At 69.9% G+C, this 22,221-nt stretch carries 18 protein-coding genes and 2 pseudogenes; 8 read left to right on the plus strand and 12 right to left on the minus strand.

What is annotated here, in order from left to right:
- Positions 1-1,258: 1,258 nt before the first annotated feature.
- The gene (locus ACZ69I_RS22480; protein WP_470834174.1) at positions 1,259-1,540 is read right to left on the minus strand and encodes a hypothetical protein; all 282 of its coding nucleotides are present in this window, start codon (positions 1,538-1,540) and stop codon (positions 1,259-1,261) included.
- Between the two features lie 123 nt (positions 1,541-1,663).
- Between ACZ69I_RS22480 and ACZ69I_RS22485 the strand changes: the two genes are divergently transcribed.
- Together ACZ69I_RS22485 and ACZ69I_RS22490 are read left to right on the plus strand one after the other, a co-directional pair.
- A complete protein-coding gene (locus ACZ69I_RS22485) occupies positions 1,664-2,329 on the plus strand; it encodes a restriction endonuclease (protein WP_470834175.1) in 666 nt (221 codons plus the stop codon).
- A 134-nt stretch (positions 2,330-2,463) separates the two neighbouring features.
- Positions 2,464-2,791 (plus strand): annotated as a pseudogene (locus tag ACZ69I_RS22490) (ISKra4 family transposase); the annotation flags it as partial.
- Here ACZ69I_RS22490 and ACZ69I_RS22495 read toward each other — a convergent pair.
- On the minus strand, positions 2,766-3,008 hold the full coding sequence (locus tag ACZ69I_RS22495) for a hypothetical protein (RefSeq protein ID WP_470834177.1): 243 nt from the start codon (positions 3,006-3,008) through the stop codon (positions 2,766-2,768). The pseudogene ACZ69I_RS22490 and the gene ACZ69I_RS22495 sit on opposite strands and share 26 nt — an antisense overlap.
- Before the next feature lie 583 nt (positions 3,009-3,591).
- Between ACZ69I_RS22495 and ACZ69I_RS22500 the strand changes: the two genes are divergently transcribed.
- The 3 genes from ACZ69I_RS22500 to ACZ69I_RS22510 all read left to right on the plus strand — a co-directional run bounded on the left by ACZ69I_RS22500 (position 3,592) and on the right by ACZ69I_RS22510 (position 5,201).
- Positions 3,592-3,933 carry a hypothetical protein gene (locus ACZ69I_RS22500; protein WP_470834178.1) on the plus strand — a complete coding sequence of 114 codons (342 nt, stop codon included), beginning with the start codon at positions 3,592-3,594 and terminating at the stop codon, positions 3,931-3,933.
- Positions 3,934-4,059: 126 nt separating this feature from the next.
- Positions 4,060-4,779: a hypothetical protein gene (locus ACZ69I_RS22505; protein WP_470834180.1), complete on the plus strand. Its 720-nt coding sequence runs from the start codon at positions 4,060-4,062 to the stop codon at positions 4,777-4,779.
- Between the two features lie 215 nt (positions 4,780-4,994).
- On the plus strand, positions 4,995-5,201 hold the full coding sequence (locus tag ACZ69I_RS22510) for a hypothetical protein (RefSeq protein WP_467677482.1): 207 nt from the start codon (positions 4,995-4,997) through the stop codon (positions 5,199-5,201).
- Between the two features lie 140 nt (positions 5,202-5,341).
- Here ACZ69I_RS22510 and ACZ69I_RS22515 read toward each other — a convergent pair whose 3' ends face one another.
- Both ACZ69I_RS22515 and ACZ69I_RS22520 read right to left on the minus strand, forming a co-directional pair.
- Positions 5,342-5,518 (minus strand): hypothetical protein, encoded by a 177-nt coding sequence (locus tag ACZ69I_RS22515; protein WP_467677480.1) that lies wholly within the window; start codon positions 5,516-5,518, stop codon positions 5,342-5,344.
- Positions 5,515-6,321 (minus strand): RNA polymerase sigma factor, encoded by an 807-nt coding sequence (locus ACZ69I_RS22520; RefSeq protein ID WP_467677478.1) that lies wholly within the window; start codon positions 6,319-6,321, stop codon positions 5,515-5,517. The genes ACZ69I_RS22515 and ACZ69I_RS22520 overlap by 4 nt, the downstream gene beginning before the upstream one ends.
- Positions 6,322-6,845: 524 nt before the next feature.
- On the opposite strand from ACZ69I_RS22520, the gene ACZ69I_RS22525 reads away from it, so the two are divergent.
- Positions 6,846-7,628, plus strand: coding sequence for a hypothetical protein (locus tag ACZ69I_RS22525; RefSeq protein ID WP_470834183.1), 783 nt, complete (start codon positions 6,846-6,848; stop codon positions 7,626-7,628).
- 26 nt (positions 7,629-7,654) lie between these two features.
- Positions 7,655-8,335, plus strand: a complete 681-nt coding sequence (locus ACZ69I_RS22530; RefSeq protein ID WP_470834184.1) for a hypothetical protein — start codon at positions 7,655-7,657, stop codon at positions 8,333-8,335.
- 264 nt (positions 8,336-8,599) lie between these two features.
- On the opposite strand, the gene ACZ69I_RS22535 is transcribed toward ACZ69I_RS22530, so the two are convergent.
- The 8 genes and pseudogenes from ACZ69I_RS22535 to ACZ69I_RS22570 form a co-directional block, all read right to left on the minus strand.
- The gene (locus ACZ69I_RS22535; protein WP_470834185.1) at positions 8,600-9,826 is read right to left on the minus strand and encodes a DUF2399 domain-containing protein; all 1,227 of its coding nucleotides are present in this window, start codon (positions 9,824-9,826) and stop codon (positions 8,600-8,602) included.
- Complete coding sequence (locus ACZ69I_RS22540) at positions 9,823-14,823, minus strand: SbcC/MukB-like Walker B domain-containing protein (protein ID WP_470834186.1); 5,001 nt, start codon at positions 14,821-14,823, stop codon at positions 9,823-9,825. The genes ACZ69I_RS22535 and ACZ69I_RS22540 overlap by 4 nt, the downstream gene beginning before the upstream one ends.
- Positions 14,820-16,172 carry a DUF2398 family protein gene (locus tag ACZ69I_RS22545; protein ID WP_467677447.1) on the minus strand — a complete coding sequence of 451 codons (1,353 nt, stop codon included), beginning with the start codon at positions 16,170-16,172 and terminating at the stop codon, positions 14,820-14,822. The genes ACZ69I_RS22540 and ACZ69I_RS22545 overlap by 4 nt, the downstream gene beginning before the upstream one ends.
- On the minus strand, positions 16,169-17,719 hold the full coding sequence (locus ACZ69I_RS22550; RefSeq protein ID WP_467677445.1) for a DUF2397 family protein: 1,551 nt from the start codon (positions 17,717-17,719) through the stop codon (positions 16,169-16,171). Before ACZ69I_RS22550 ends, ACZ69I_RS22545 begins: the two co-directional genes overlap by 4 nt.
- Before the next feature lie 650 nt (positions 17,720-18,369).
- Positions 18,370-18,795: a hypothetical protein gene (locus ACZ69I_RS22555; protein WP_467677443.1), complete on the minus strand. Its 426-nt coding sequence runs from the start codon at positions 18,793-18,795 to the stop codon at positions 18,370-18,372.
- 663 nt (positions 18,796-19,458) lie between these two features.
- Positions 19,459-19,758, minus strand: a complete 300-nt coding sequence (locus ACZ69I_RS22560; protein WP_467677441.1) for a hypothetical protein — start codon at positions 19,756-19,758, stop codon at positions 19,459-19,461.
- A pseudogene (locus ACZ69I_RS22565) lies at positions 19,670-21,147 on the minus strand (UvrD-helicase domain-containing protein). Before ACZ69I_RS22565 ends, ACZ69I_RS22560 begins: the two are co-directional and overlap by 89 nt.
- A 219-nt stretch (positions 21,148-21,366) precedes the next feature.
- Positions 21,367-21,600, minus strand: coding sequence for a helix-turn-helix transcriptional regulator (locus tag ACZ69I_RS22570; RefSeq protein ID WP_467677630.1), 234 nt, complete (start codon positions 21,598-21,600; stop codon positions 21,367-21,369).
- Positions 21,601-21,626: 26 nt separating this feature from the next.
- Here ACZ69I_RS22570 and ACZ69I_RS22575 point away from each other — a divergent pair, with 26 nt between their 5' ends.
- Complete coding sequence (locus ACZ69I_RS22575) at positions 21,627-22,175, plus strand: transposase (protein ID WP_467677438.1); 549 nt, start codon at positions 21,627-21,629, stop codon at positions 22,173-22,175.
- Positions 22,176-22,221 lie beyond the last annotated feature (46 nt).

The following is a 22,221-nucleotide window of genomic DNA, read 5'->3' on the forward strand; positions in this document are numbered from 1 at the left end:
CGATGATGAGCGAGGTGGCAGTCACTGCGGCAACCATGCCGGTCGCAGTGCGCTGACGGATATTCATGAGGCCCTTCCGGTCTGACGTTCAAAGCACATCCGCGCAGGAGATACGGCGGAACCTCCTGCACCATGATGATCTTGAAGGACTGCGCCATATGGCGCAGGCTCCGTAAAAGCCGGTTATAGGATCTAAATAAGAAAAGGGACCAAAATCCCACCAAAGGGACTTTGGTCCCGGTGCTCGAACCACTCCGACCTCCGTGTCCCAGCTGACATGTGAGGCTCATCCCCCGCGGGCCCGCCCGCCGTCACGACCAGGCAGCTACCCAAGTCGTGATGAGCGCGGCGAGCAGCAGGCACCAACCCGTGCGCCGGGCGGCGAGGCGCCGTCGGGCCCTCACGCCCTCCTCGTGCAGCTGGCGCAGAAGCCCCTGACGCTGCCCCTTCGGCGTCATGCCGCGACCGCCCCGCGTTCTGACCACACTTGTCCGCACCCGGTGCAGTGCGCGAAGGGCTGCCGGCCTTCGCCATCGTGGATGTCGATTGCACCACCGCAATCGTGGCGCTGCTCCAGCGTGCGGCGCTGCGCGGCGATGTCGAGGGCCCGCTCCACCCGCCGCGGCCGCGCCCGCCGCGACCGCGACGATGCGCCGCTCCTCCCTCTCCGGGAGCGCCGTGAACGGGCCCGGGGCGTGGGTGATGCGGGTGAGGAGCCACAGCGCGGCGTACGGGGCCGTGCGGCGGCCCGTGTACCGCCACCGACGCGGGTCGAGCGCGTCCCCCCGAGCGAGCACGTCCCGGCGGGCCCGGTCGCCGGCCGGCCACCCACGCGGCGCGTAGCTCATGGGCGAGCGCTGGACGACGGCCGCGGTCTGGTCTGCGGTCTCGACGAGGGCGGCCTCGACTCCGCGCATGGTGTCGAGGATGTGGAGGCGGACGGGCGCCGGCCGCTCTCCGAGCTAGTCGGAGGAACGTTCCAGCAAGCGGAGGTGCGCGGCCTGGTGGCGGTCGTACTCCAGCTGCTCGGCGTCGGCCTGGTCGAGGCGAGCGAGGTAGCCGTGAAGGCCGAGGCCGAACGCGCCGATCTGCGAGGGCTGTCCGAAGGCTTCGTGGAAGTCGTGCCCAGTGGAGGGCGATGGTGCGGAGGTGGGTGGCGCAGGCGAGGGCTATGCCTGCACCCAGGCCCGCCATGAACCAGCCGAGGCTGTTCAACGTCGCCTCCTTGCGGACCCGCGGCGACTGCCAGGCGGGCCGTTCACGGTGGCGGGCGGGCTCTCCGTGGCCCCCGGCGAGTCGCCTCGCGCATCGTCTGGAACGCGCGCGCGACCTGCTCCAGCGCCGGGAGGGCGGCCTCCGCGTACGCGCGCCCGAACGCGGTCATGGCGTCCTGGAGCTCACGAATTCGGTCTGTGAGGGCGCGGGTGAACTCGGATTCGTCGTAGATCACGACGTTCGTGAGGCCGTGGAGAAGCTGCCATGCGTCGTTGTCGTCGAGGATCTCAACGCCGGGTCCGCTGTCAGTACCGGGTGCTCTCATGAAAGCGGCGGGGAGCTGCAGATGAGGGGGCACCGTGCGCGGGAACAAGGGATACAACGGCACCAATCGCACCGAACAGGACTGGCACCGGGCGCAGCGTGCGGTGGCTGCGGAGGCCTCCCGGTGAGCCCGCGCCGGCGCCGGCGCAAGAGCGACGAAGACCTGCTCGTCGCACTCGGCATGCTCGTCGTGGCCGGGTTGGCGCTGATGAAGGTCGGACGGTGGATGTGGGCGCACTGGTGGGTGCTGATCGTGCTCGGACTCCTTGCTCTGCTCGTGCTCGCGGCCTTCATCTACCGGCAGGTTGACCAGATGCGCTCTGCGCGACTGAGGGTCGAGGGCCTGACGTACTCGCTCGGACAGCTGGACGCGATGCACCACACGGCTTTCGAGGTCGCCGTGCGCGATCTGCTCGCCCGGGACGGATCACGCGACGCACTGCGCTGCGGCGGCCGAGGCGACCTCGGTGCCGATGTGAAGGGCCATGACCCTCAGGGCCGGTACTGGGTGATCCAGTGCAAGCACCGCAGGAAAGGGCCCGCCGGCGCGGCCGTCGGCACTCCGGAACTGCAGACGCTCAACGGCACCGGCCGACCCGTGCACGGCGGCGACGTCGTCGTGATGGTGACCAACGGAAAGATCTCGCAGCCTGCCCGCGAACTCGCCCGGCAGCAGCATCTGCACCTGGTCGACCGGCAACTCCTGCAGCAATGGGCCAGCGGCCGTCGACCGCTGTGGGAAATCCTGCCGTCCATCCCTCCACCCCGGAAACCACCACACGCGCGGTAGTCCACGCTTCCCGGCACTGCGCACGACAAAGGGCCCCGCCGGATGGGCAGACTCCAGGGAGCGTCGCAACACGTGATCCCTACCCTTCAGCCCATTCAGAGCAGGCGGAGTTGGCCGGTGATCAGCATCGCGGTGTCGATACGTGCGCCCACTACCTGTGCACGAACAGCGACTTCCTGCACTACGACCAGGCCCTCGCAGCCGGCTGGCCCATCACCACCGGGATCATTGAGGGAGCAGCCAGGCACCTGTATCGCCGACAGACTCGACATTGGCGGCGCCCGCTGGGCCCTCGGCGGAGCCGAAGCCGTCCTTAAACTCCGAGCCGTAACCGCCAACGGCGACCTCAATGCCCGCTGGGAACACCATCCCGCCGCCGAACACCAGCGGATCTATCTGGCCAGTGGCCAGGCCACGTTACGTCCTTTCCGCCCGATTACGAGTTGCCGGAGCGGACGATGATCGCCAAGCAGTCGTCACACCACCTCTCCCCAGGAACACCCAGGTCGAGCGGCACGTCGCGCTTCGGCGCAGTCAGCGCAATGCCCTCGTCGTCACTGCACGCAATAGCATGGAAGTCACAGTCGCCGTCACACTCGGCGCCATCACCAGAGGCATGCCAGAGCACCACATCCGGCACACCATCAGTCCCACGCATACGCTCCGCAACGGCCAGCATGAATTCCTCCTCAGCGACGGAACTAGCACACGGCCATTCTGTCGCCAACGGGGTATCACCACTGGTCACTTCAGAGGGGCCACACCCATTTCGGACTGTCCCTGCCGCATCAGACTATCGAGAGCGGACGCCTACCCGGCGTCATCGCCCGCACCGCGCCCCCATCCTCCTGGTAGCAGAAACACACCGTGAGCAAGTGAGCCGCCCTTGCCCTCCCTCGACGCTGAAGCCATTGCGCATAATCGGGAGCGATGCGGCCAGAGTGAGCGGGGCTGCCCCCGCGGGCCGGTAGTCGTCGTGCGGCACATACCGGCCGATCTCCGCGGAGAGCTCTCGCCCAGTGCCTCGACCGTCACTGCCTCTGCCCCGCCGAGGGGACGGCGAGACGGGCCCTTGCCGTCTGGACAGACATGCCGCGAGTACGACGGTCGAGGGGTAATGGCCGCACGGATTGCCCGGGCTACCGGCGGCGCCACCGGCCTCCCTGAGGGGACCCGATCTGGCTCGGGGCCAGCGGCCACGCCATATACGAGAGCTGCCGCTGACCACACCGGCCTTCGCTCCCAACCGGGAGGCATACTCAATGATGATGACGACCCAGCGGATTTTCGACCTTGTTGCGGCGGCAGCGGCCAGCCCCGACGAGGACCTGGTGCTGCTCCTGCATGAGGCAAACGAGCTGTACCAGCAGGGACTGCAGGATCTGCACCGAAGTGTGGCAGCGCGCCTCGGCGGGCTGGCCACTGCGGAGCTGATGGCCGCCGCGGCCACGGCCGGTATGCCCTGTGATGCATCGCAGGACCGCGACGAGGTGATCCTGCTTCTGGCTGTGACCGAGTGGGAGATGACGCCGGCCGCCATGGCGTACGCGGAAATGGCGGAGGACGCCGCACGGCGCGGCGTGTGCTTGATCCCTGGGGATTGAGCCATGAGCACGGCCGTCCGGGAGAAACCCTGAACTGCGGACTGGTCCCCCCACCGCAACTCCTGCCATTATTTATGTTGTGGGCCGGGCGGGCCGGTCCGCTCCTGACAGAACGGCGGTTCTGCCATGGCCTCGCGCCGTGAGCCTCGTCTGGCCGACGCTGCCGAGATCGCGGCTGAACAAGGCCTGACGCCCGCGCGCATCAGCGGCCTCTACGCCGAGCGCGCGGAAAACGCGGCCGGCGTGCCGTTTCCCGAGGTTGCGGGCATGCGCGGCCGCGCCCGCCTGTGGGACCACGCGAAGGTCACCGACTGGTTCGCCCACCGCAAGCCGGCAAGGCTCCAGGAACACTCACCACCCTCCCGCGACCCGGAGGAACTGCTGAATGCGGCGGATGCCTCACGGTTCCTCGGCTACAAGAATCCCAATCAGGTCACCACCTTCGTCCGCGACCACCCGGGGTATTTCCCCGACCCGGACGTCGTCGAAGAGTTGGGTACGGCCGAGAACCCCTACCGCCGGCAGCTGTGGCGTGTGCAGACTCTGCTGGACTGGATGGCCACCCGGCCAGGCCGCGGAAGACGAACGACAAGCAAAACGGCGCCGGCCCTGCCTGACGTCCCCGTCGACGGCGATCCCGACGAGCTTCTGGGGGCAACGGCGGCGGCCTCCTTGCTGGGGTACAAGACCATCGGCTCCTTCTCCAGCAGCCTTTCCCAGGGCAACCTGCCGCTGCTGAAGACCACGGATGCAGTCGCCGAGAACGCCGGTCGCCAGAACGGGCGCCGGCGTTGGACGCGCCGGCGCATCCTGGAGCAGGCCGCCCTGCGCAAGTCCAGAAGGTGAAATTCAGCGGTGAGCCCTCCTAGTTCACCGCCTCCACGACGCGGCAGCCGGTTACGGGCGTTGGTCCCTTGCGGGCCGGCGGGCTGCAGCGGGATCTCCCCGCCGCCCAGGCGCAGTGCGGGCATCCCCAGGGCCTCGCGCAGCAGGTCGACGCACTTGCGGCGGATCTCGTTGGTCGACTCCGATGTGGGCGGGAAGCCGCCCTCGACCCGGCGGTGCCGCAGCGCCCCGGACTCCGCGAGCCGTACATACGGGCCGAGCGCCTCTTCCTCCAGGAGCCGCCGCAGGCTGCGTCGGGCGCCGACCGGCAGCGCGCCCCGCTCCAGCGCCCGCTCCAGCTCCCCGCGGACCATGTCCAGCTGACGCCGACGGGCCGCGCTGGCGCCCAGGTCGTCGAGGAGCTGGGCGAGCGCGCGGACTGAGAGGAACGTCGACGTCTGCACGCCGCGATTGTCGCGCACCGGGCCGGGCCGGACCCGGGGGACGGTCGAGTTCCTGGACTTTCTGGACCCCCCAGTATGCGCGCACGCGTACGCGCGAGCCGTCCGACCGAGGGTGTGTGTCAGCCCGCAGGAGGGTCTCCGTTCGTGCCGGACCCCAGGAGCAGGTACACCAGGGTCACCACACCGACGGCGACGAGCACGGCGACGCCGACGTCCGGGTGCCTGTACGCGATGTACGCCGTGGCCGCACCGAGAAGGAAGAGTACAAGGACACGCAGGTCGAGGGGACCGTTCACCGGGTCACCGCCGAGCTGACCGAGGGGGTCATGATGACGCCGGCCGCGGCGAGCTCCCGGGCCCGCTGCCGGACCTTGCTCAGGCGCCGTTCGACGGACTTCCGGGTGGTCCCGAGTTGTTGCGCGATCCTCTCCTGTGTAGCCCCGGTGTTGAGCATGGCCGTGCACACCGCCCGCTCCTCCATCGAGGACCCCTCCAGGATGATGTCCAGGGTCTCCTGCAGCACGAACTGGCTCTCCGGACCTGGCACGGGCTCGTACCCCCATTCATCAGAAAAGGGGTCGTCGTCGACCGGAACCCTGTCGGGTCCGAGGATCTCCCGCATCCGCTGCCGGTGGCCGCCGGCCCACTGCCGGTAGGCGTCCCGGTAGACGTGCAGGGCAAGGTGCAGGAAAAAGGTGTTCAGGCTCCGACCGCCGTCCGGCTTCCAGTCCTGCAGGCAGTCCGACATGAAGCGAGGGACAGCCCGGCTCAGGCAGTCGATGACGATGTCTTGCCGGACGTCATCCCGCCGCATCATCTCTTCGACCTCGGTGTAGGGCGCGGGGAAGTAGATCCGGCGCTCACGGCAGCGCTCGATGATCGTGCCGTCCCTCATCCAGGCCCGTAGCACCTTCCAGCCGTACAACCAGAAGCGGTCCCGGAGCATGTCAAAGCGAGCGCCCTTGAACCCGTCCGCCTGCAGTTGCTCGAACAGTTCCCCGTCAGCGGCCCGCTGAGCGGCGGCCCGCTCTTCGTCGGCCCGGCGGGGGGAGGCGACAGACGCGGGCGCGGTGAGCGCCGGGGTGACGTTGGTGGACACAGGCAACACTCCATCTCGTACTGAGAAGTCTTAGTGCACCCCTGTACGTGTGAACGTCAGCTTCATCCCCCTCGAAAGGTGAAATGCGTTTTCGTAGCACTACGTCGCGGCAAACCGTCTGCTTGCAGCCCGCATCCCCCGGCCTCGCTCGACGACCTCGCACGCCTTCCGGAGGAGGCCGGGCACTGGCCCCCGGCCACACCCCCGCACTGCGGTCCGACAGCTGTGGATAACTCTTCCTGCACGGCGACTTGAGGGTGCTGGGAGATACTCGGTGCGCCTACCCGGCCTGGGAGTCCTAGCTCAGACACCAGCTGCAAAGTAGGTCGCGGGTAGCCGACCGCGCCCGTACAGCACCCCTCGCCCGCCACCGTCATGCGGATTCCGCGAGTACGACGAGCAGGGCGCCACGGCGGTGAGCACGTGATCATCCGGCTGCTTTGCGGCTGGTATCTGAGCTAGGACTCCAGAGCGATGATGGCGGGGCCGCAACCGGCGACAGGCCCGGACCGTCCTGAGAGTGTGTGAGAGCACAACTGCCCCGACGCCGGACGGAGCGGCGCGGGCTGCGCCTGTGGCCGGTCGGCACCGTCTTGGTCCTGACCTTCACCACCGCGCTCCTGGTGGCCGCCGCGGTGTTCTCCGCGGGGTGGGACCTGCTCGGCGCCCGGGGGCTCAAGACCGAGCACCGTATCGACTCCCAGACGCTGTTCGACCTGGTGAAGCTGTCCTTTGGGGTGGTCGCAGGGGCCGGTGCCCTGGTCGCCCTGGTGGTGGCATACCGGCGTCAGCGGGTCGACGAGGACGGCGCCTTACGCGAGGCCACCCGCCTGCACACCGAACGCTTCACCAGCGCCGTTGCCCAGCTCGGCGAGGACTCCCCCGCCGTGCGCCTGGGCGGGGTGCATGCCCTGGCCGGCCTCGCCGACGACGCCCCCACCCGCGAACTACGCCAGACCTGCATCGACGTTCTGTGCGCCTACCTGCGCCTGCCCTACACAGCGGAGACCGACTTGCCGTCGGGCGACACAGCTGCCCGGCACGCCTACCGCGCCCTGCGGGAGGTCCGGCACACCGTCATCCGCCTCATCCGCGACCATCTGCGCCTGCCCCCCGAGCACCCGCACTCCTGGCAGGGCCACGACCTCGACCTCACCGACGTCACGTTCGACGGCGGCGACCTCTCCGGGGCGGTGTTCTCCGGCGGCACGGTCAACTTCGACGGGGCGACAGGCGAAGCGCCCTTAGGTCTGCCGACGAGCGAACCCCCGGCCTGGTTGTTACTGCCCCCAGCGTGGTCCAACTGACATGGCTACGTGACGGAGACGAGCATGTGATCATCGCCGTCCTCGACGACCTGCCGCGCTCCGCGGACGCGAACGCCGACCTCCTCGCCGACGCCCTGTACGTCCGGTCCCTGGCCGACCGGCTGGTGCGGGAGGCCGTCGTCGTCGAGTGCGAGCGCGGCGCCAGCTGGGCCGCCATCGCCGAGATGACCGGCGTCTCCCGCCAGGCCGCCCATGAACGCTGGTCGCCCGCCGTCGAGGGCTGGGCCCTGATGGGCCGCAAGCGCACCGGCATCGGCGCGGGCACCCCCTCCGCCGAACTCGCCGCGAACCTGGACGAGTGGTTCGCCGAACTCGACCACGAGGGCCGCACCGACGCGATCACCGCCACCCTGCCCTCCTACGCCGACCCCGCAGCCCGCACCGCCGCGCAGGAAAAACGCGAGCAGGCCGCCCAACTCCGCGAACAGCAAGAGAGCTTGCGGCAGGCAGCCGACGAGGCTTACCAGGCGAGCATGGCAGCCGTCGGCACCGCCGACGCCGACCACAAGCGCGCCGCATGGGCCACCGCCCTGCTCGCCCGCGCCAGCGCCTACGACCAACTCGCCGCCGCTGAAGCCCCCCTGGGCCGCGAGCACAAGCGCACCGCCGGAACCCACCGCTCCCTCGCCCACGACCTCCTCAGCGGCAAGCCCCTCGACCCCACACCCAAGGAGAACCACCGATGACCTTCGACCCCCTGCAGACGACGCCGGGCCCCGGCACGCTCATCGCCCCGTGGCACCTGCCCGCCGAGCAGCAGACCGACCTCCCCGCCGCCCCCGGCCCCGGCGAGCTGGCCCAGGTCCTGCGCCGCGTGCTGCCCGCCATGACCTCGCCGACGGTGCGGACCCTGCTGCGGCACGCCGCCGACCAAGACGAGGCCGGCGACCACACCGCGGCGCAGAAAACCGTGCGCCGGGGCGGCTGGGAGTGGAGCCAGGAGCTCGTCCTCACTGACTCTGTTGCGGAATCCCCGGCGGGAACAAGAGGTCCAGAACCGCGTCGTGCTCCTGGTACAACACCCGCCCCGCACCGGATAGTTGTGTGGCTGCCATGGAGGCGCTGGCATCGGATGGCGCGATGTCATATTCGGCGTCTGTCGAGCGGATGAGAGTCGTGTCCATGGCGATGAGGTCCGCTCCGTAGGTGTGCTGCACCACGGCGGCGATCTGGAATCCGGCCGTGTCCAGGTCTCCTGCGTAGCGCAGGTGCAGGCCTTGGTCGACGGCCAGTTGCAGCAAGGCGTGGTCGACGGCTCGGAGCTGGCCGCTGGTGCAGGCCATGGGGTGAGGGCTGGCGCGTTCCATCGCTGCTTCGAGGACGGAGGGGTTCTCGATAACGGTGAGGGTCTGGGGTTCCAGGTGTGGCGGAGTGCGGGTGAGGTCGAGGAGGTTGAGGGGCACGGGGGTGGTGGCGTCGTTGAGGCGGCGGTCGATGGGGCCGTCGCCGATGGCCTTCACCTGGTGGAGCAAAACGGTGGCGGAGAGCCGGTCGGCGAGGATGCCGTACTCAGCGAGCAGGGCACGGATGTGGTCGGGGCGGGTGGGCTCAAGGCGGTCGGCCAGTTCGGCGACAGCCGTGATGAGACGCTGTCCGGGCAGTGTGGTGGCGTCGAAGTAGTGGGGGTCACCGGCGTGGTCGTGGGCGAGTTTAGGCAGGGCTCGCGGCGGCTGGTGGGGCAGGCAGCCAGTGAGGGAGGCGAGGGCATCGATGAGGCGACGGATCTCGGGAGCCGTTGCGGAGTCGATGCTCTGCGAGAGGATCCGGGCGCGCAGTCGGGGCAGGTGCGGCAGCCGACGTGCGGCGTAGTCGGAGAGTTCCTGGCGCAGGGCGGTGCGGGTGAGTTGGCCGTTCTTGCGGTTGATGACGGCACGGCCGAGGGCCTGTTCGACCAGTGGCTGCAGCGCCTGCGGGGGCAGGCTCACGGCAGTCAGTAGGAGACGGAGCGGGACCTTGGTTCCGCGGGCGGTGTGGGGGACGTTGGTGTAGCCGCGGCGGCGCTGGGCGGGGGTGTCGAGCCAGGAGCGCAGGGCGGCCGTCGCGCCCGCTGGTAGGTCGGGAACGGTGACGGTGGCGATGGCGATGGGGTCGGTGCCGGCGGCGAGGCGGTCGTGGACGACTTGCCACAGCGGGACGAGATCCGGGTCGCCGGCCAGGCGGAACGGATCGGCGGTCACGGCGTGTCCTGGGGCGGGGTGAAGGTCAGGTCAAGGGTAAGGGGCTCGGGTTCGCCGTGCCCGTTCCACAGCCAGGGCACGGTGACGCGGCGACGTCCGGCGGTGTGGACCTGATGGACCATGGCCCGCCGGGTCTCTCGTTTGATCAGCGGGGTCATGAAGGGGGCGGTGGCCAGGACGTCGAAGTCCCAGGAGCGCAGCAGGGCCAGGATCTGGCGGAGGTTGGTGTCGTCGAAGGCTGCGTCGATTTCGTCGATGGACAGCAGGCGCGGTCCGTTGTAGTCGCGGGTGGAGTACATCGACCAGGCGGCGGCGAGCAGCGGCAGCATGGTGGCCAGGCGCCGCTCGCCGGTGGACAGGGCTTCCAGCGGGTTGGAGCGGGCGGTGACTTCGCGGAATTTCTCCTTGCCGGCGGCTTCGAAGGAGGCGTGGGTGACGCTGATCGTCCAGTCGTACCAGCGGCGGTAGTCGAAGGTGTGGGCGACGCGTTCGGCCCAGGGTTCGCCTGCCTTCTCGTTCATGCGGTCCCGCAGCACCTCATACATGCGCTCGAACGTCTCGTCGGACGGGGGCTGGATGATGAGGTCGACCATGCGCTGGGCTTCTGGGTCTGCGCGGACTTCCCAGACGACTTGGACGCCGACCTGGGCGACCCCGGTGCGCACCTCCTTGAGGGTGGCGCGGATCTTGGTAACCAGTTCGGTGGCGGCTTCCCGGCGCAGTTGGATGTCGCGCTGCAGGCGGGTGAACATGCTGGTCTTGAGGACTTGTTTGATGTCGGCGCGCAGGTCGCCCTCGATCTGGGCGGCGGTTGCGTGCAGGTCCTGCAGCGCGGTGGAGACGTCTTCGCCGCGCAGGGCGGCGGGGTCGGCGACGACGGCGCGCCGCCACGGGGCGTCTTCGATGCTGATCAGGGTGACCTGTCGGTCGAATCCGGCCAAGCCGGCGCTTGCGGTGCGGGCGGTGTTCTCCAGCGTGGTCAGGTCGCGGTCGCGCTGGCGGGTCAGCACGGTGAGGCGGTCGGTTCCGCCGGGGGCGTCGGTCAGGAGGCGTCGGGCCCAGGCGAGGCCGGCGGTGACGTGGGCGGGGCGGCCTCGGGTGTCGGCGGGCAGGTCGTCTGGAAATGCGGTCAGCCGCTCATCAACGAGGCGGCTGAGCATGCTCAGACAGGCTTCGCGCTTGTTCTCGGCAGCGGCTTTCAGGGGTTCGGTGCGGTCCAGGACGCTCTGGGCGACGGCCGCGCGGGTGTCGGCGTCCTGACGGCGTGTGCGGACCTGTTCGGCGTGGGACTCGGCCTGGGTGAGGGCAGCGGCGGTTTCGTCGCGGCGGGCGAGGAGGTCCTGGTACTCGGCTCCGTACAGGGCGCGCACCTCCTGGGCTGAGGAGGCTGCCTGTTCGGCGTCCTGCTGAGCTTGTGCGGCGTCCTGTTGGGCGCGGGTGTGGCGCCGCCTGAGTTCGACAGCGCGGCTGCGGTCGGTGTCGGCGTGGGCCAGCAGGTCGGTGACGCGCTGGGCCGCCGAGGCCCAGGCGTGGAGGTGTCCGATGAGGAGGTTGACGGCCTGGCTTCGGCGCTCAAGATGGGCGGGTTCGGTGCGGAGCATGCCGCCGGTGGGCAGGGTGGCCGCGGAGTTCAGGGCGCGCAAGGCGTCGCCGACTGCTTTGCCTGCCTTTTCGTAGCGGGCGGTGGCCTTCAGGACGTCGGCGCGGGCCCGGTTCAGGTCCTGGTGGGTGGTGTCTTCGGTCTGCTGGGCCTGGCGTACGGCGTCAATGGCCGTGCAGGGGAAGGCGCTGTGGTCGGCGTCGGCGGCGCGCTGGTCGGCCAGGGCCTGGTCGCGGGCCTGTGCGCTGGTCTGCGCGATGATCTGCTGCTCAGCAGCGGTGGTGGCGGCCTCTTGTACGGCCTCGTCAGCCTGGGCCTCGGCGTCGCGGGCCTGTCGCAGGAGCGCAGCGGCGGCATCGAGGGTGGCGGCACGGGCAGTGGCGGCTGCCTCCAGCGCGGTCAGTGTCCGCTCCAGCGTCCGGTCGGCATCGGCCAGGGCGGCAGTGGTGTCCTGGCGTACTTGCTGGGTGCGGGTGTGCTGGCGGTTGGCGTGAGCGCGGGCTTCCTGCAACTGGGTATCGGGCGGGAGGCTGTCGCGTTCGTCGGCCGCGGTCTCGAGGTCGTCAAGACACCGGGCCAGGTGCTGTTCGGCCGTGCGCAGGGTGTGCCGGGCTGTGGCCAGGTCGTGTTCGAGGCGGTTCACACGCTGTTGGCGGGCTCGTTCGCGGGCGGTGCGGCCGATGAACGCGGCAACGTAGCCGCTGGGGGCGCTGGCGGTCAGGACACCGTGAGCCAGCCGGCCCGGCGCTGCCGGCCGGCCGGGGGTGTCCAGGGGGACGGCAGCAAGGAGGCGGCGAACGTGGGCGGCGTCGATGGCGGGCGCATCGTCGACGATCAGTACGTCGGCCAGGCTGCGGCCTGCGGCTGCGGCGGTGGGGGTGAAGGTGAGATCGCCGTCGCCCAGGTGGCCGTCGGGGGTGACCAGGGCGTCGAGGAGGCCGGCGACCAGGAGTGCTCCCTCCAGGAGATCGGCTTCGGCTGCGGGCAGGTGGGGGGCGAAGTCGACCAGGGCCCACAGCGGGACGCCGTCGTGCGGGCTGCGGGTACGCCAGGGTGGCGGGGCGGGGACCGGGGCTGCTTGCTGGGCCTGCTGCAGGTCGCCGGTGAGGTCTTCGACGGTGACGGCTGCAGCATCCACCGCGCGGCGGGCGGTGTCGGTGTCCTGCTGCAGGCGTTGGGCGGCCTGGGCGTGGGCGCGGGCCGCCGCGAGGGCGAGTGTGGAGTGGTTGAGGGCGCCGAGTTCGGCCGCGGATACGTCAGCAGGGGGCAGCTCGAGTGCATCGGCGTGCAGGTGGATCAGGTTGTCGCGCCAGGTGCGGAGGGTGCCGAGCCAGGTGCGGGCGGCTTGGAGGCGGGCGGTGTCCGCCTCGGTGAGGGCGTATTCGGCCTCCTTGAGCGCCAGCTGGGCGTCGGTGTGGGCCTGTTGATGGGTCTGCTGGGCCTGGGTGCGGGCGTGGGTGTCGGCATGGGTCTGCGCGTGTGCCTGCTGCAGGGTCTGCTCGTGCACGGCACTCGCCTGCTCGGTGGCGGCATGGGCTGTGCTCTGCCGGCCGCGGGCTTGATCGAGAGCAGTGGCGGCGGCCTGGGAATGTGCGGCGTCCGCGGCCGCGGTCTGTTGGTGTCCGGGGACGTCGATGCGCCTGCGTGCCTGGTCGGCTGCCGTATCGAGCCAAGCGGTCAGCTGTGTGGTGTCCATGCGGTCATTGGTCTCGTCCCCGCCCGGTAGCGGGGTGGGGAGCGGGCCGAGCTGGCGCGCGGCCTGCTGCCAGGTGTGCAGCTCGGCGTGGAGGTTCTGTTCGGCGTGCCGACGCTGGTTGGTGGCCTCGCCGGCGGCGTCGCGGTGCGCGGTTTCGGTGTCCTCGGCGGCACGTTGTTCGTCGGCGGCGGTGTGCTGAGTGTCCTGGGTGTGCTGGTACGCGGTCAGGGCCCGGTCCACGGCCTGGATCTGCCGCTGGTGGTCTTCGGCCCAGGCCAGCGGGTGGCTGCACAGCCATTGCGGGTCTGCGGTGGCCTCGGTGCCGCTGTGCGCGTCGGCGAGCGCGGCGGAGGCGTCCAGGAGGTTCTCCACGGCGGCCTGTGCGCCCAGATCGCCGGCGCCGGCCCGCAGGTCGGTGGCGATCCGGGTGAGCTGGGCTTGGGCGGCGGCGGCATCCTGACGGCTGTCGGCGGCCTTGGCTTCGCCTTGCTCGGCGTCGTCGCCGGCATCCCGGGCGCGTCCGGCGGCGGCGTCGGCCTGGCCGGCCAGGTCGCGGGCCCGGTCCTCGAGGTGCGGCAGGTCGGCCCCTGCATGGTCGCCCAGCAGCGTCTGGTCCGCGGACAGCCGTCCCTTGATCTGCGCGATCTCGAGGAGTGCGGCGGTGTGGTCCTGGCCTGCCTCGCGCGAGGTGAGCTGGGCCTGGTGCAGGTCGTCGGTGGCCTTCTTCAGGTCGCGGGCCTGGTCGTCGAACTCGGTGTTGGCGGCGGTCAGGGCGGCCGCTTCGGTCTGGGCCACAGTGCGCAGATAGCGGCGGTAGCTGCGGTCGGTGCCCTCCAGCAGCTTGGCTTCCTTGCGGGTGCGCTCCAGCTTGGTCTCGAGCTCGGCGATGCGTTCCATCGCCTCGGCGACCTGGGTGAGGTTGTCGGCGTCCAGGGCGGGCAGGGCGTCGGTGAGGACTTGCCGCATCCGGTTCGGGGAGATGGCCTCGGCGGTGCGAACACTGCGCAGGCTGCGCAGGACGGCGAGGAGTGCTTCGAACTGGACCTCGTTGAGCGGGGTGAACAGGTGGGTGCGCACGGCGTTGCGGTAGGAGCGCTCGTCTTGCGCGGTGAGGTGGGTCAGGGAGCCGCGCAGAGCCTTGGCATCGGTGAACAACTGCCCCTGGCAGGCAGCAAGTTGTTCGGCGAGCGCGTCGAGGCGGACGGGTTCGCGGTCATGTTCGAGGAGCAGGTCGCTGCCCACCCGGCCGGGGGCGAGGAAGAAGGCCCGCTCCAGGCGGCCGGAGATGGCCCGCAGCCACAGGCCGGTGGTCACATAGCGGGTGCTGCCGTCGCTGGGATCACACAAGCCGTACTCGAGCCACCAGATGCCGGTGCGGTCTTCGCGGTCGTTGAAGTCGGTGTGGCGGCTGGTGAGGGTGCCGGCGGCTTTCCCGGATACGGACAGGGCAGTTTGTGAGGTGTCGGCGTCCAGCAGAACGGTGATCAGCATGGCTGCGGTGAGGGACTTGCCGGATCCGTTGGGGCCGACCAGGGCGAGCCAGCCGTCTTGGAAGTACAGCTGTTCGCTGCTCCAGGCCCAGGAGTTGACGATGCCGGCGCGGGTGGGCTGCCACCGGCCTTTGGCGCCGGGCACGCCCAGCGTCTGGTTGTGAGCGGAGCTCAGGCTCAGGTACGGGGCGGGGTGTTCGGTGGGCCTCATCCGTCAACGTCTCCTTGGTTCACCGCAGGCTGGGTGTCGAGGGCGGGATCCGTGCTCTGCGCCGACTGGAAGAGCGGGAGGCCGTCGGCTGCCGGCGCGGGATCAGTCTCGGGTGACGCGGCAGGGGGCGGGGCGGGCTGGCGCACCCGCACGCGCCACAGATGCACCCCGGCTGTCGGCTGCCATCGATCCGGGGTATCGGGGACGGCAGTGAGCAGGCGGACGCTGGTCAGTTCGGCGGCTGCGGCACGGGCCAGCAAGGGCAGGCGCTCGTAGGCGGCGGCCCAGCGGGGCTGGCGGGCGCGGATGTCGGCGAACAGAGCGGTGATTTCGTCGATCTCCAGCAACGCTGTGGGGTCGTCGCGCGCGGGGAGGGCGGCGAGTAGGGCGAGGGCGGCCTGGCGTTCGGTGCGGCGGCCGTTGGGGAAGTCGAGGCTGCCGGCCTGGCCGCTGGGGTCGGTGATCTCCCACCAGTTGCGGCGCACGGTCGCCGTAAGGCCCAGGGCGGCGGCGACGTTGAGGGCGCGTTCGCGTCCGGTGAGGGTGTGCAGGTAGGGGGTGGTGTCGGGGGCGTCGTCCAGGGGGTCGGTGGCGGGGTCGTCGACGAGGCGGCGGATTGCTTTCAGGCGCCGCTGCTGGAGGCTGGGAGCATCTGCCGGGGTGTCGGTGGTGTGGTCCAGGAGGGACTCGGCGGACAGCGCCGGGGCGTGCTGGTCGGGGGGCAGGTTGTCGAGTTGCAGGAGGGTGGGCGGCAGGGAGGAGAACTTGGTGGCGAGCCGGTCGCGGGAGGCAGTGATGATCAGGTCGCCGTCCTCATCGGCCAGGGTGCGGTCGAGGTCGGCGTCGACGGTGATGAAGCCTTCGGCGACGAGGATCTTCAGCGCGTCGCCCAGGCTTTGGCGGTTGCGGCGTGCCTGCTGTTTGGTGACGTCCTTGGCGGCGACGACCGGGAAGCGGGGCAGGTGGCCGGTGTCGGCTTCGGCGGCGCAGACCTGGGCGATGGCCTGGAGCAGTTCCCGTACGCTCATGCGCGGGCGGCGCCACAGCTGTTCGCAGGCCAGGCAGATGAGGACCATTACCAGGGAGCCGGCCAGCGGCTGGCGGTCGCGGACCAGGCGCGGGCCGCGGTCGGCGGGGACGTCACTGCGGCGTTTGTGCAGGCAGATGAGGTCGGCGACTTCGTGGACGCCCACGGTCCAGTTCAGCTCGGTGCGGAAGAAGTCGGTCAGCTCCTGATGGCCTTTCAGGGCAGCCCGGTAGTGCTCGGGGTCGCCCTCTGCGGTGAGGCGTCCGCGCGCCATCAGAATGCGGGCGCTCTCGCTGAGGTCGGCATCCAGCAGTTCACTCATGCCACGCTCCATTGCTGCTCAGCGGCCGGGGCGGGCAGGGAGGGCTGCTGCTCTTGGGGGGTGACGGCGATCCGCAAGTCGGGTCCGCTCAGGCGGCCTTCGGCCAGTTCGACGGTGACGGTGGTATCCGGCCGGCCGGGGCGCACGCTCACCGCGAGGCCCGCCTCGTCGATGGCGGCGTGCCCCACGCCGTCGATGGGCCGGTAGTGGGACAGGGCGACCTCGATGGCGTTCAGCAGCAGCACGGCTGCCTCCCAAGGAAGTTGGTCGAGATGATCGAGGCCGACTTCGCCGTCGGTGGCGAGCAGCGCGGCGAGGTGGCGGCGGCGCAGGGCCGCGGCCTGGGCCTGCGCGTGGGCGGCGGTGCGGTCGGCGGAGGTGTCGGGGACCTTGCGGGGCCGTCCGGTGGAGGGTCCGTGCCGTTCGTGTTCCCGCAAGGTCACCTCGACCTGGTGGCGGGTGGCTGCGGCCACGGCCACGGTTCCGTGTGCGACGTCGTCCTCGGCTGCGGGCAGCACGGCGTGCCAGGCGGGCCAGTTGCCGAACGCGGCCGCGTACACGCGGCGGGCCTCGGTGTCGTCGGGCTGTCGGTGCAGGCTGCGGGCCAGGGCCCGGAAGTCGACTCCCAGGTCGCTGCCGCGTCGGCGGGCCATGTAGCGGCGGTCGATGGCGACCAGCAGGGTGTGCACGGCTCCGCTGGCCGAGTCGATGAGGCGGTACACGGTGCCATCCGGCGTGAACCATGCGTCCAGGTCGGTCAGGCGGCGTATGCGTTCGTCGATCCAGTGCTGTTGGTCGGCCGCGTCCACCAGTCCAGCGTGCGCAGCTGCGGCTTCGACGGTGCGCGCGATGCCCTGCTCACGCAGCTCCTGCAGTGCCGCCTCGACCCGGGGCAGACCGCGGCCGTACTCGCGGGGGAATTGGCGCAGGGCCTCCACCACGCGGTCCCGGTTCTCGCTGAACACCGCGTTGTCGGTGACGTCGGCCTGCACCATCTTCGCCAGGGCGGCGTAGAAGTCGGCGGTCACCCGCTGGAGTTCGTCGATGCGGGTGCGCACGTCCTCCAGGTCTCCGGGCAGCAGACCGTGATCGCCGTCCAGGTGGTCGAGGAGGGCTCGCAGGGTGCGCTCGACGCTGTCCAGCAGGCGGCTGGGCAGTTGCAAGGCGCGCACGACGTCGACGACGGCGGTGCGCACCGCGGCTACGATGCCGCGGCCCCGGTGGGTCAGCGCCCAGGCCTCCTCGCGTGCGGACAGTCCTTGCAGGCGGCGTAGCGGGGCCGCGTAGTCGTGGAACGGTTCGGCGAACCGCCAGGCCTGCAACTGGTCCAGGCAGGCGCGCAGTTCACTCTCCGGCAGCACATCGTGATAGCCGACCACCGGCAGCTGGGCGGCAATGTCGGACAGTGTCGCCATCGGCCCCCGGGTGGACAGTTCCTCCAATGCCGCCAACAGCGCGAGATACCGCTCGCGCACCAGGTCGTCGGGCATTCCGAACACGTACCAGTCCCCCGGCACGGCCTCCTGCCACCACATCCGCGAACGCAACCGCACTCCCCTCCCCAACGGACAACGGCATCTGCACCCAAGACATTGCCCCTTGGCAAGGATGGCTTCGACTTCCTGGGCACACTCGAAAAGTTAGAGGCCGCCACTGACAATTACCGTTGTGGAAAAGGAGGTTGCGGCACTCCGCACGCGATGCCATGACCTGAATCCGCCGCCCCCTCCCCCGCCTTCCCCGCGGCCGCGGCGGGTCAGGGCATCTGGCGAGCGCACCCCCTCCCGCCCGGAACCGGCACACGAAAGGCGGCCGTGAGCTGCGGAAATTGTGCACACGGCGCCGCGTTCCGCTCTCTCTGGTGCCACGGAATTTCGTGCATACCTGCCCTGCCGAACCAATCCGAATCCAGCCAGATTCATCCAGGCGTGCACCGAGATAGGAATGCAACCGCCAAAACCAAGAATTCGACAACGCGTTCGACAATTGACCGCCGGTGCATCCCCTCGGCAAGCCGCCGGGTAGCGGAACGCGGTCACCCGCAGACGACATTGCTGGCACTGCGGATAGTGGTGCGCCCCGGCACGTACGCCCGACGGCTGTGCACCTCACGAGATGAGGTCATCGGCGGGACTCTGGCCCCTCCCCTTCTCGCGCGTGGAACATCATCTGCCCCTGCACGATCGCCGAAGAGACCTCAGTCGAATGGATCGGGAGGAGGTCCGAGCTCGGCCCGCCGACCTCGAACGCTCTTGGTCACCCATGCATCTGCGGGGTCTGGGTTTGGATCTTCTAGCGCCTGGTTCCACAGTTCGCGGAGATGCGGGCGGAGTGATCGGCCGTAACCGTCACCAACGTCGACAACCTTCTCGGGATCAAGGTCTCCCAACTCGCAGAGCGTCACCATCACTGCTTCCACGGCACGCCAGTCCGTCGGGACCGCCCCGTGCAGCATCCGCCGGACCGTTTCGCGGCTTGCCGTGCCGGCAAACTCTTCATCACGTTCCGCGATCCGGTCGCTGATCACACGCAGCGCAGGGCGCCCAGCGTCCCGGTACAGGTGAAAGAGAAGGGCGAGGAAGCGCCTTTGGGCACCTGATGGCAGCTCGGCCTCGCTCGGCATGCGAATGATCCTCGGCATCCCGCTCCCCCGAGTTGGGCCTCTACCTGCGATGCAGTCTATGACACAGGTTGCCCCAACTCGGCTTTCTGTTGGCACAGTTCGACAACGCGACGGCAGGGCTCAACCAGCTCGATCAACTGGTCTTCGCCGTGGGCGAGGCTGGTTTGTGTGACCGAACCAGCCGAGAGGGATGCCGTGGTGAACGAACCGCCCAACGATGCTCTGGCTACACCCGTGCCGCGTTCGAGAGGAACGATAGCCATCGGTGTGCTCATCGCGATCGGGGCTGTCGGGCTCGTGCTCTTCGCTCCTGTGGAACGGGCCGGACTGCTGGTGCAGCTGCTGTCCGTCCTTGCGACAGGTGCAGTAACCGTTCCGCTTCGTCAGCGCAGCGGCCGCGGCCGACCCGTTGATGAACAGACAGAAGCACCCGCACACGCGCGCAGGCCCTTTCCGTCGTCGCCTTCGGACACGCGGCCTGAAGGCCGGTCCCGTGCAGGGCATTAGCGACTCGATCGCCGAGCGGACGAACCTGGACTGCAGATCGGAGAACGGCCGGCACAGCCGGTCAGGGTTCGACGTAGGTCAGGGTCTGTGCGTCGAGGTCGAGTTCGAGGCGGCCGGCGCCATGCTTGCGCAACTGCTGCCAAGCGTCGTAACCGGTCATGATCGCCTTTCCCAGTCGGCGGCGCGTAGGAAGCTGACTTCGAGGTGGGCGGTCATGTGGTCGATGGTGGTGAGGAGTTCGTGGTCGACGTGGTGAAGGTTGTCGAAGTAGTGGTGGCGGCTGGCGTAGGAAGCAGACCAGCGCGCTGTGCCTTCCTCGATGGCGATGGCATGTTCATGCGCCGGACAGGCGTCGTGCCGGCGGTCATCAGGTCGCCTTGGGGGCGTCGGGGTGGTTGTCGAGCCAGGCCAGGCCGGCGGGGTCGAGGTGACGGCGGGCTCGGGTGATGGCGACATAGGCCAGGCGCGCCTCGTCCGGGTCGATGGGGCCGGGCACGGGGCGGCCTTCGGCATCGAGTTCGTCGGTGTCGGCAGGCGGGGTGAAGTCGGCGGCGATGCGTACCTGGGGCCATTCGCGGCCCTTGGCTTTGTGAGCGGTGGAGACGGTGACCTGGGCGTGGGTTTCGGGGACCAGGCGGTCGACCGCCTGGAGGATGGCATCGGGGCCGTGGCCGTCGACAAGGCCTACGAAGGGCTGGAGGTCGGCGCCGGCGGGGTCGAGTTCGGCGTAGTCGCGCAGTTCGTTCCAGGTGGTGAACAGCACCAGTTCGGGATGGTGGGTGCACCGTCCCTGGATGAGGTCGCGGGCGGCTTGGGCCAGGGCGCGCAGCGTGTCTCCCCCGCCGGTCAATGCGGTGGCGGTGCCCGTCTGCTGGAGGGCGAGGATTTCGGTGACGGCGCCGATGTTGGTGCGGCACAGCACCGCGCCGGTCCGGTCGGTGGACGACCCGACGGTGGTGGGAAGGTCGGTGCTTCCGGCCAGGCGGATGGGGGCGTCGGCGAGGGTGAGCCAGCGGTTGGCTTCGGCGGCCAGCGCCGGGCCGAAGCGGAAGGAGCGGGTGAGGGTGAGGTGGTCCCCGGTGAAGCCGGTCATGACGTCGCGGGCGCCGCGCCAGCCGTAGATGGCTTGGGCGGAGTCGCCGACCATGACGATCTGGCTGCGCTTTCTTTGGTCCAGGACGATCTGTTCGAGGACGGGGTTGGTGTCCTGCGCTTCGTCCAGGAGGAGGAAGTCGGCGTCGAGGACGGGTTCGGTCAGGGCCCACATTTTGAGGTAGCGGTCGTGTTCGAAGCGGATGGTTCCCGCTGCGGGGTCTTGCAGGTCGTCCCAGGCTTTCGCGGCATAGGGCAGAGCAGCTCGGCGAGTTCGGTGTGCGCAGCTTCGGCCTCGAGGCCTCGCAGGTGTGGGACGTGGTGGTGGGCGAGTTCGGTGTCGGCGGACTGGCAGTAGCGGGTCACGGTGCGCAGCACGGTGTTGGACAAGGTGGCGGGCAGAAGATCGCGACCCAGGATGCGTACCGGGGTGTTCAGGCCGAGGTCCGCTCCGATCCTCCAGCCGGGCCGGCGGGGGCTGTTAAGGCGTGCGCGGTAGCGGTGGCCGAGAGCGGCGTAGGCCAGGGAGTGCGCGGTCTTGCACTGCACAGTTGAGGGGAAGCGGGTGGCGGCGTCCTGGGCGATGGCGCGGTTGAAGGCGAGGTAGCGGCCGCGACGCTTGGGAGTTTGTTCGGCGAGGAAGGCGAGGGTGGAGGTCTTGCCGGTGCCGGCGCCGGCCTGGATGGCGAGGTGGCCTCCGCTGGTGAACGCCTCGAGGGTGGCGGCCTGTTCTGCGGTGGGGGTGAAGGTCATGGAAGAGGGTCTCCGGGAAGCCGTGGCAGACCGCGGGGGTGCGGGCATGCGGAAGGGCCTGCACCGGGCAGTGCGGGTACCGGAGTTGAAGGTGTCAGCCGGTCCGTCCGCTTCCGGGGCGTGTCGCGTCGAGTGCCTTCGCAAGGGTGACGAAATGGGAACACCTGGACCGCGCCCGTACAGGTCAGCGATGCCGGGGTTCCGATCGGGTGAGGGTCTTCAGGGGGCCTGGCGTTCCCCGCGTGGAGGTTCGTGGCCGGTGCACAGAGGGGCGAGGAGTTCGCCCAGCGGCAGGTCGAAGGCGTGGGCAAGGGCGTGCCAGGTGGCCAGGGTGCCGATGGTGCGGCCTTGTTCGATCTCGATGAGGGTGCGCCTGGACAGGCCGCTGTGCGCGGCGAGTTCGTCGTAGCTCCAGTCGCGCTGCGCGCGCAGCCGGGCGAGGGACTGGCGCAGCGCCGTCGGGTTCCGCCGCCGAAACGGTGGGGGCCGCCACCCGCGGCTTCGATGCCGGGAAGAAAATCAACGGCCGCAAGCGCCACCTGGCCGTCGACATGCGCGGCATGCCCCTGCAGATCATGGTTGCCCCCGCGACCAACCGTGACGACCATCCCGCCCGCGACCAGATTTTCCGCCTTCGCCTGGCCCACCCTGAAGTCACCGTCGCCTGGGCCGACTCCGCCTACGGCGGCGAGCTCGTCCGGTGGTCGAAGTCGTTCCTCGGGATCACTCTGCACACCGTTCCCCGGCGCAAGGACCAGGACGGCTTTGCCGTCCTGGCGAAGCGGTGGCGAGTTGAAAGGGCCATCAGCTGGATCATGCGGGCCCGCAGAAACGTCCGAGACTACGAGCGGCTCATCTCCCACAGCGAGGCCCACCTCACCTGGACCATGATCACGCTCATGGTCCGCCGCCTCACCCGCCCACCCCGGCCCCGTGCAGCGAGCCCCACCCCGTCGAACCCGATGCCGTCGTCAAGCCCAGGCCGATCCGCCTCCGGCCCCAGCACCAGCCGCGCACCATCCGCCTGACCCCCACCGCCCTCGCCTGACCAGCCTTGAAGCCCACGCCACCATG

This window comes from Streptomyces sp. NPDC036815 (genome assembly GCF_055609205.1).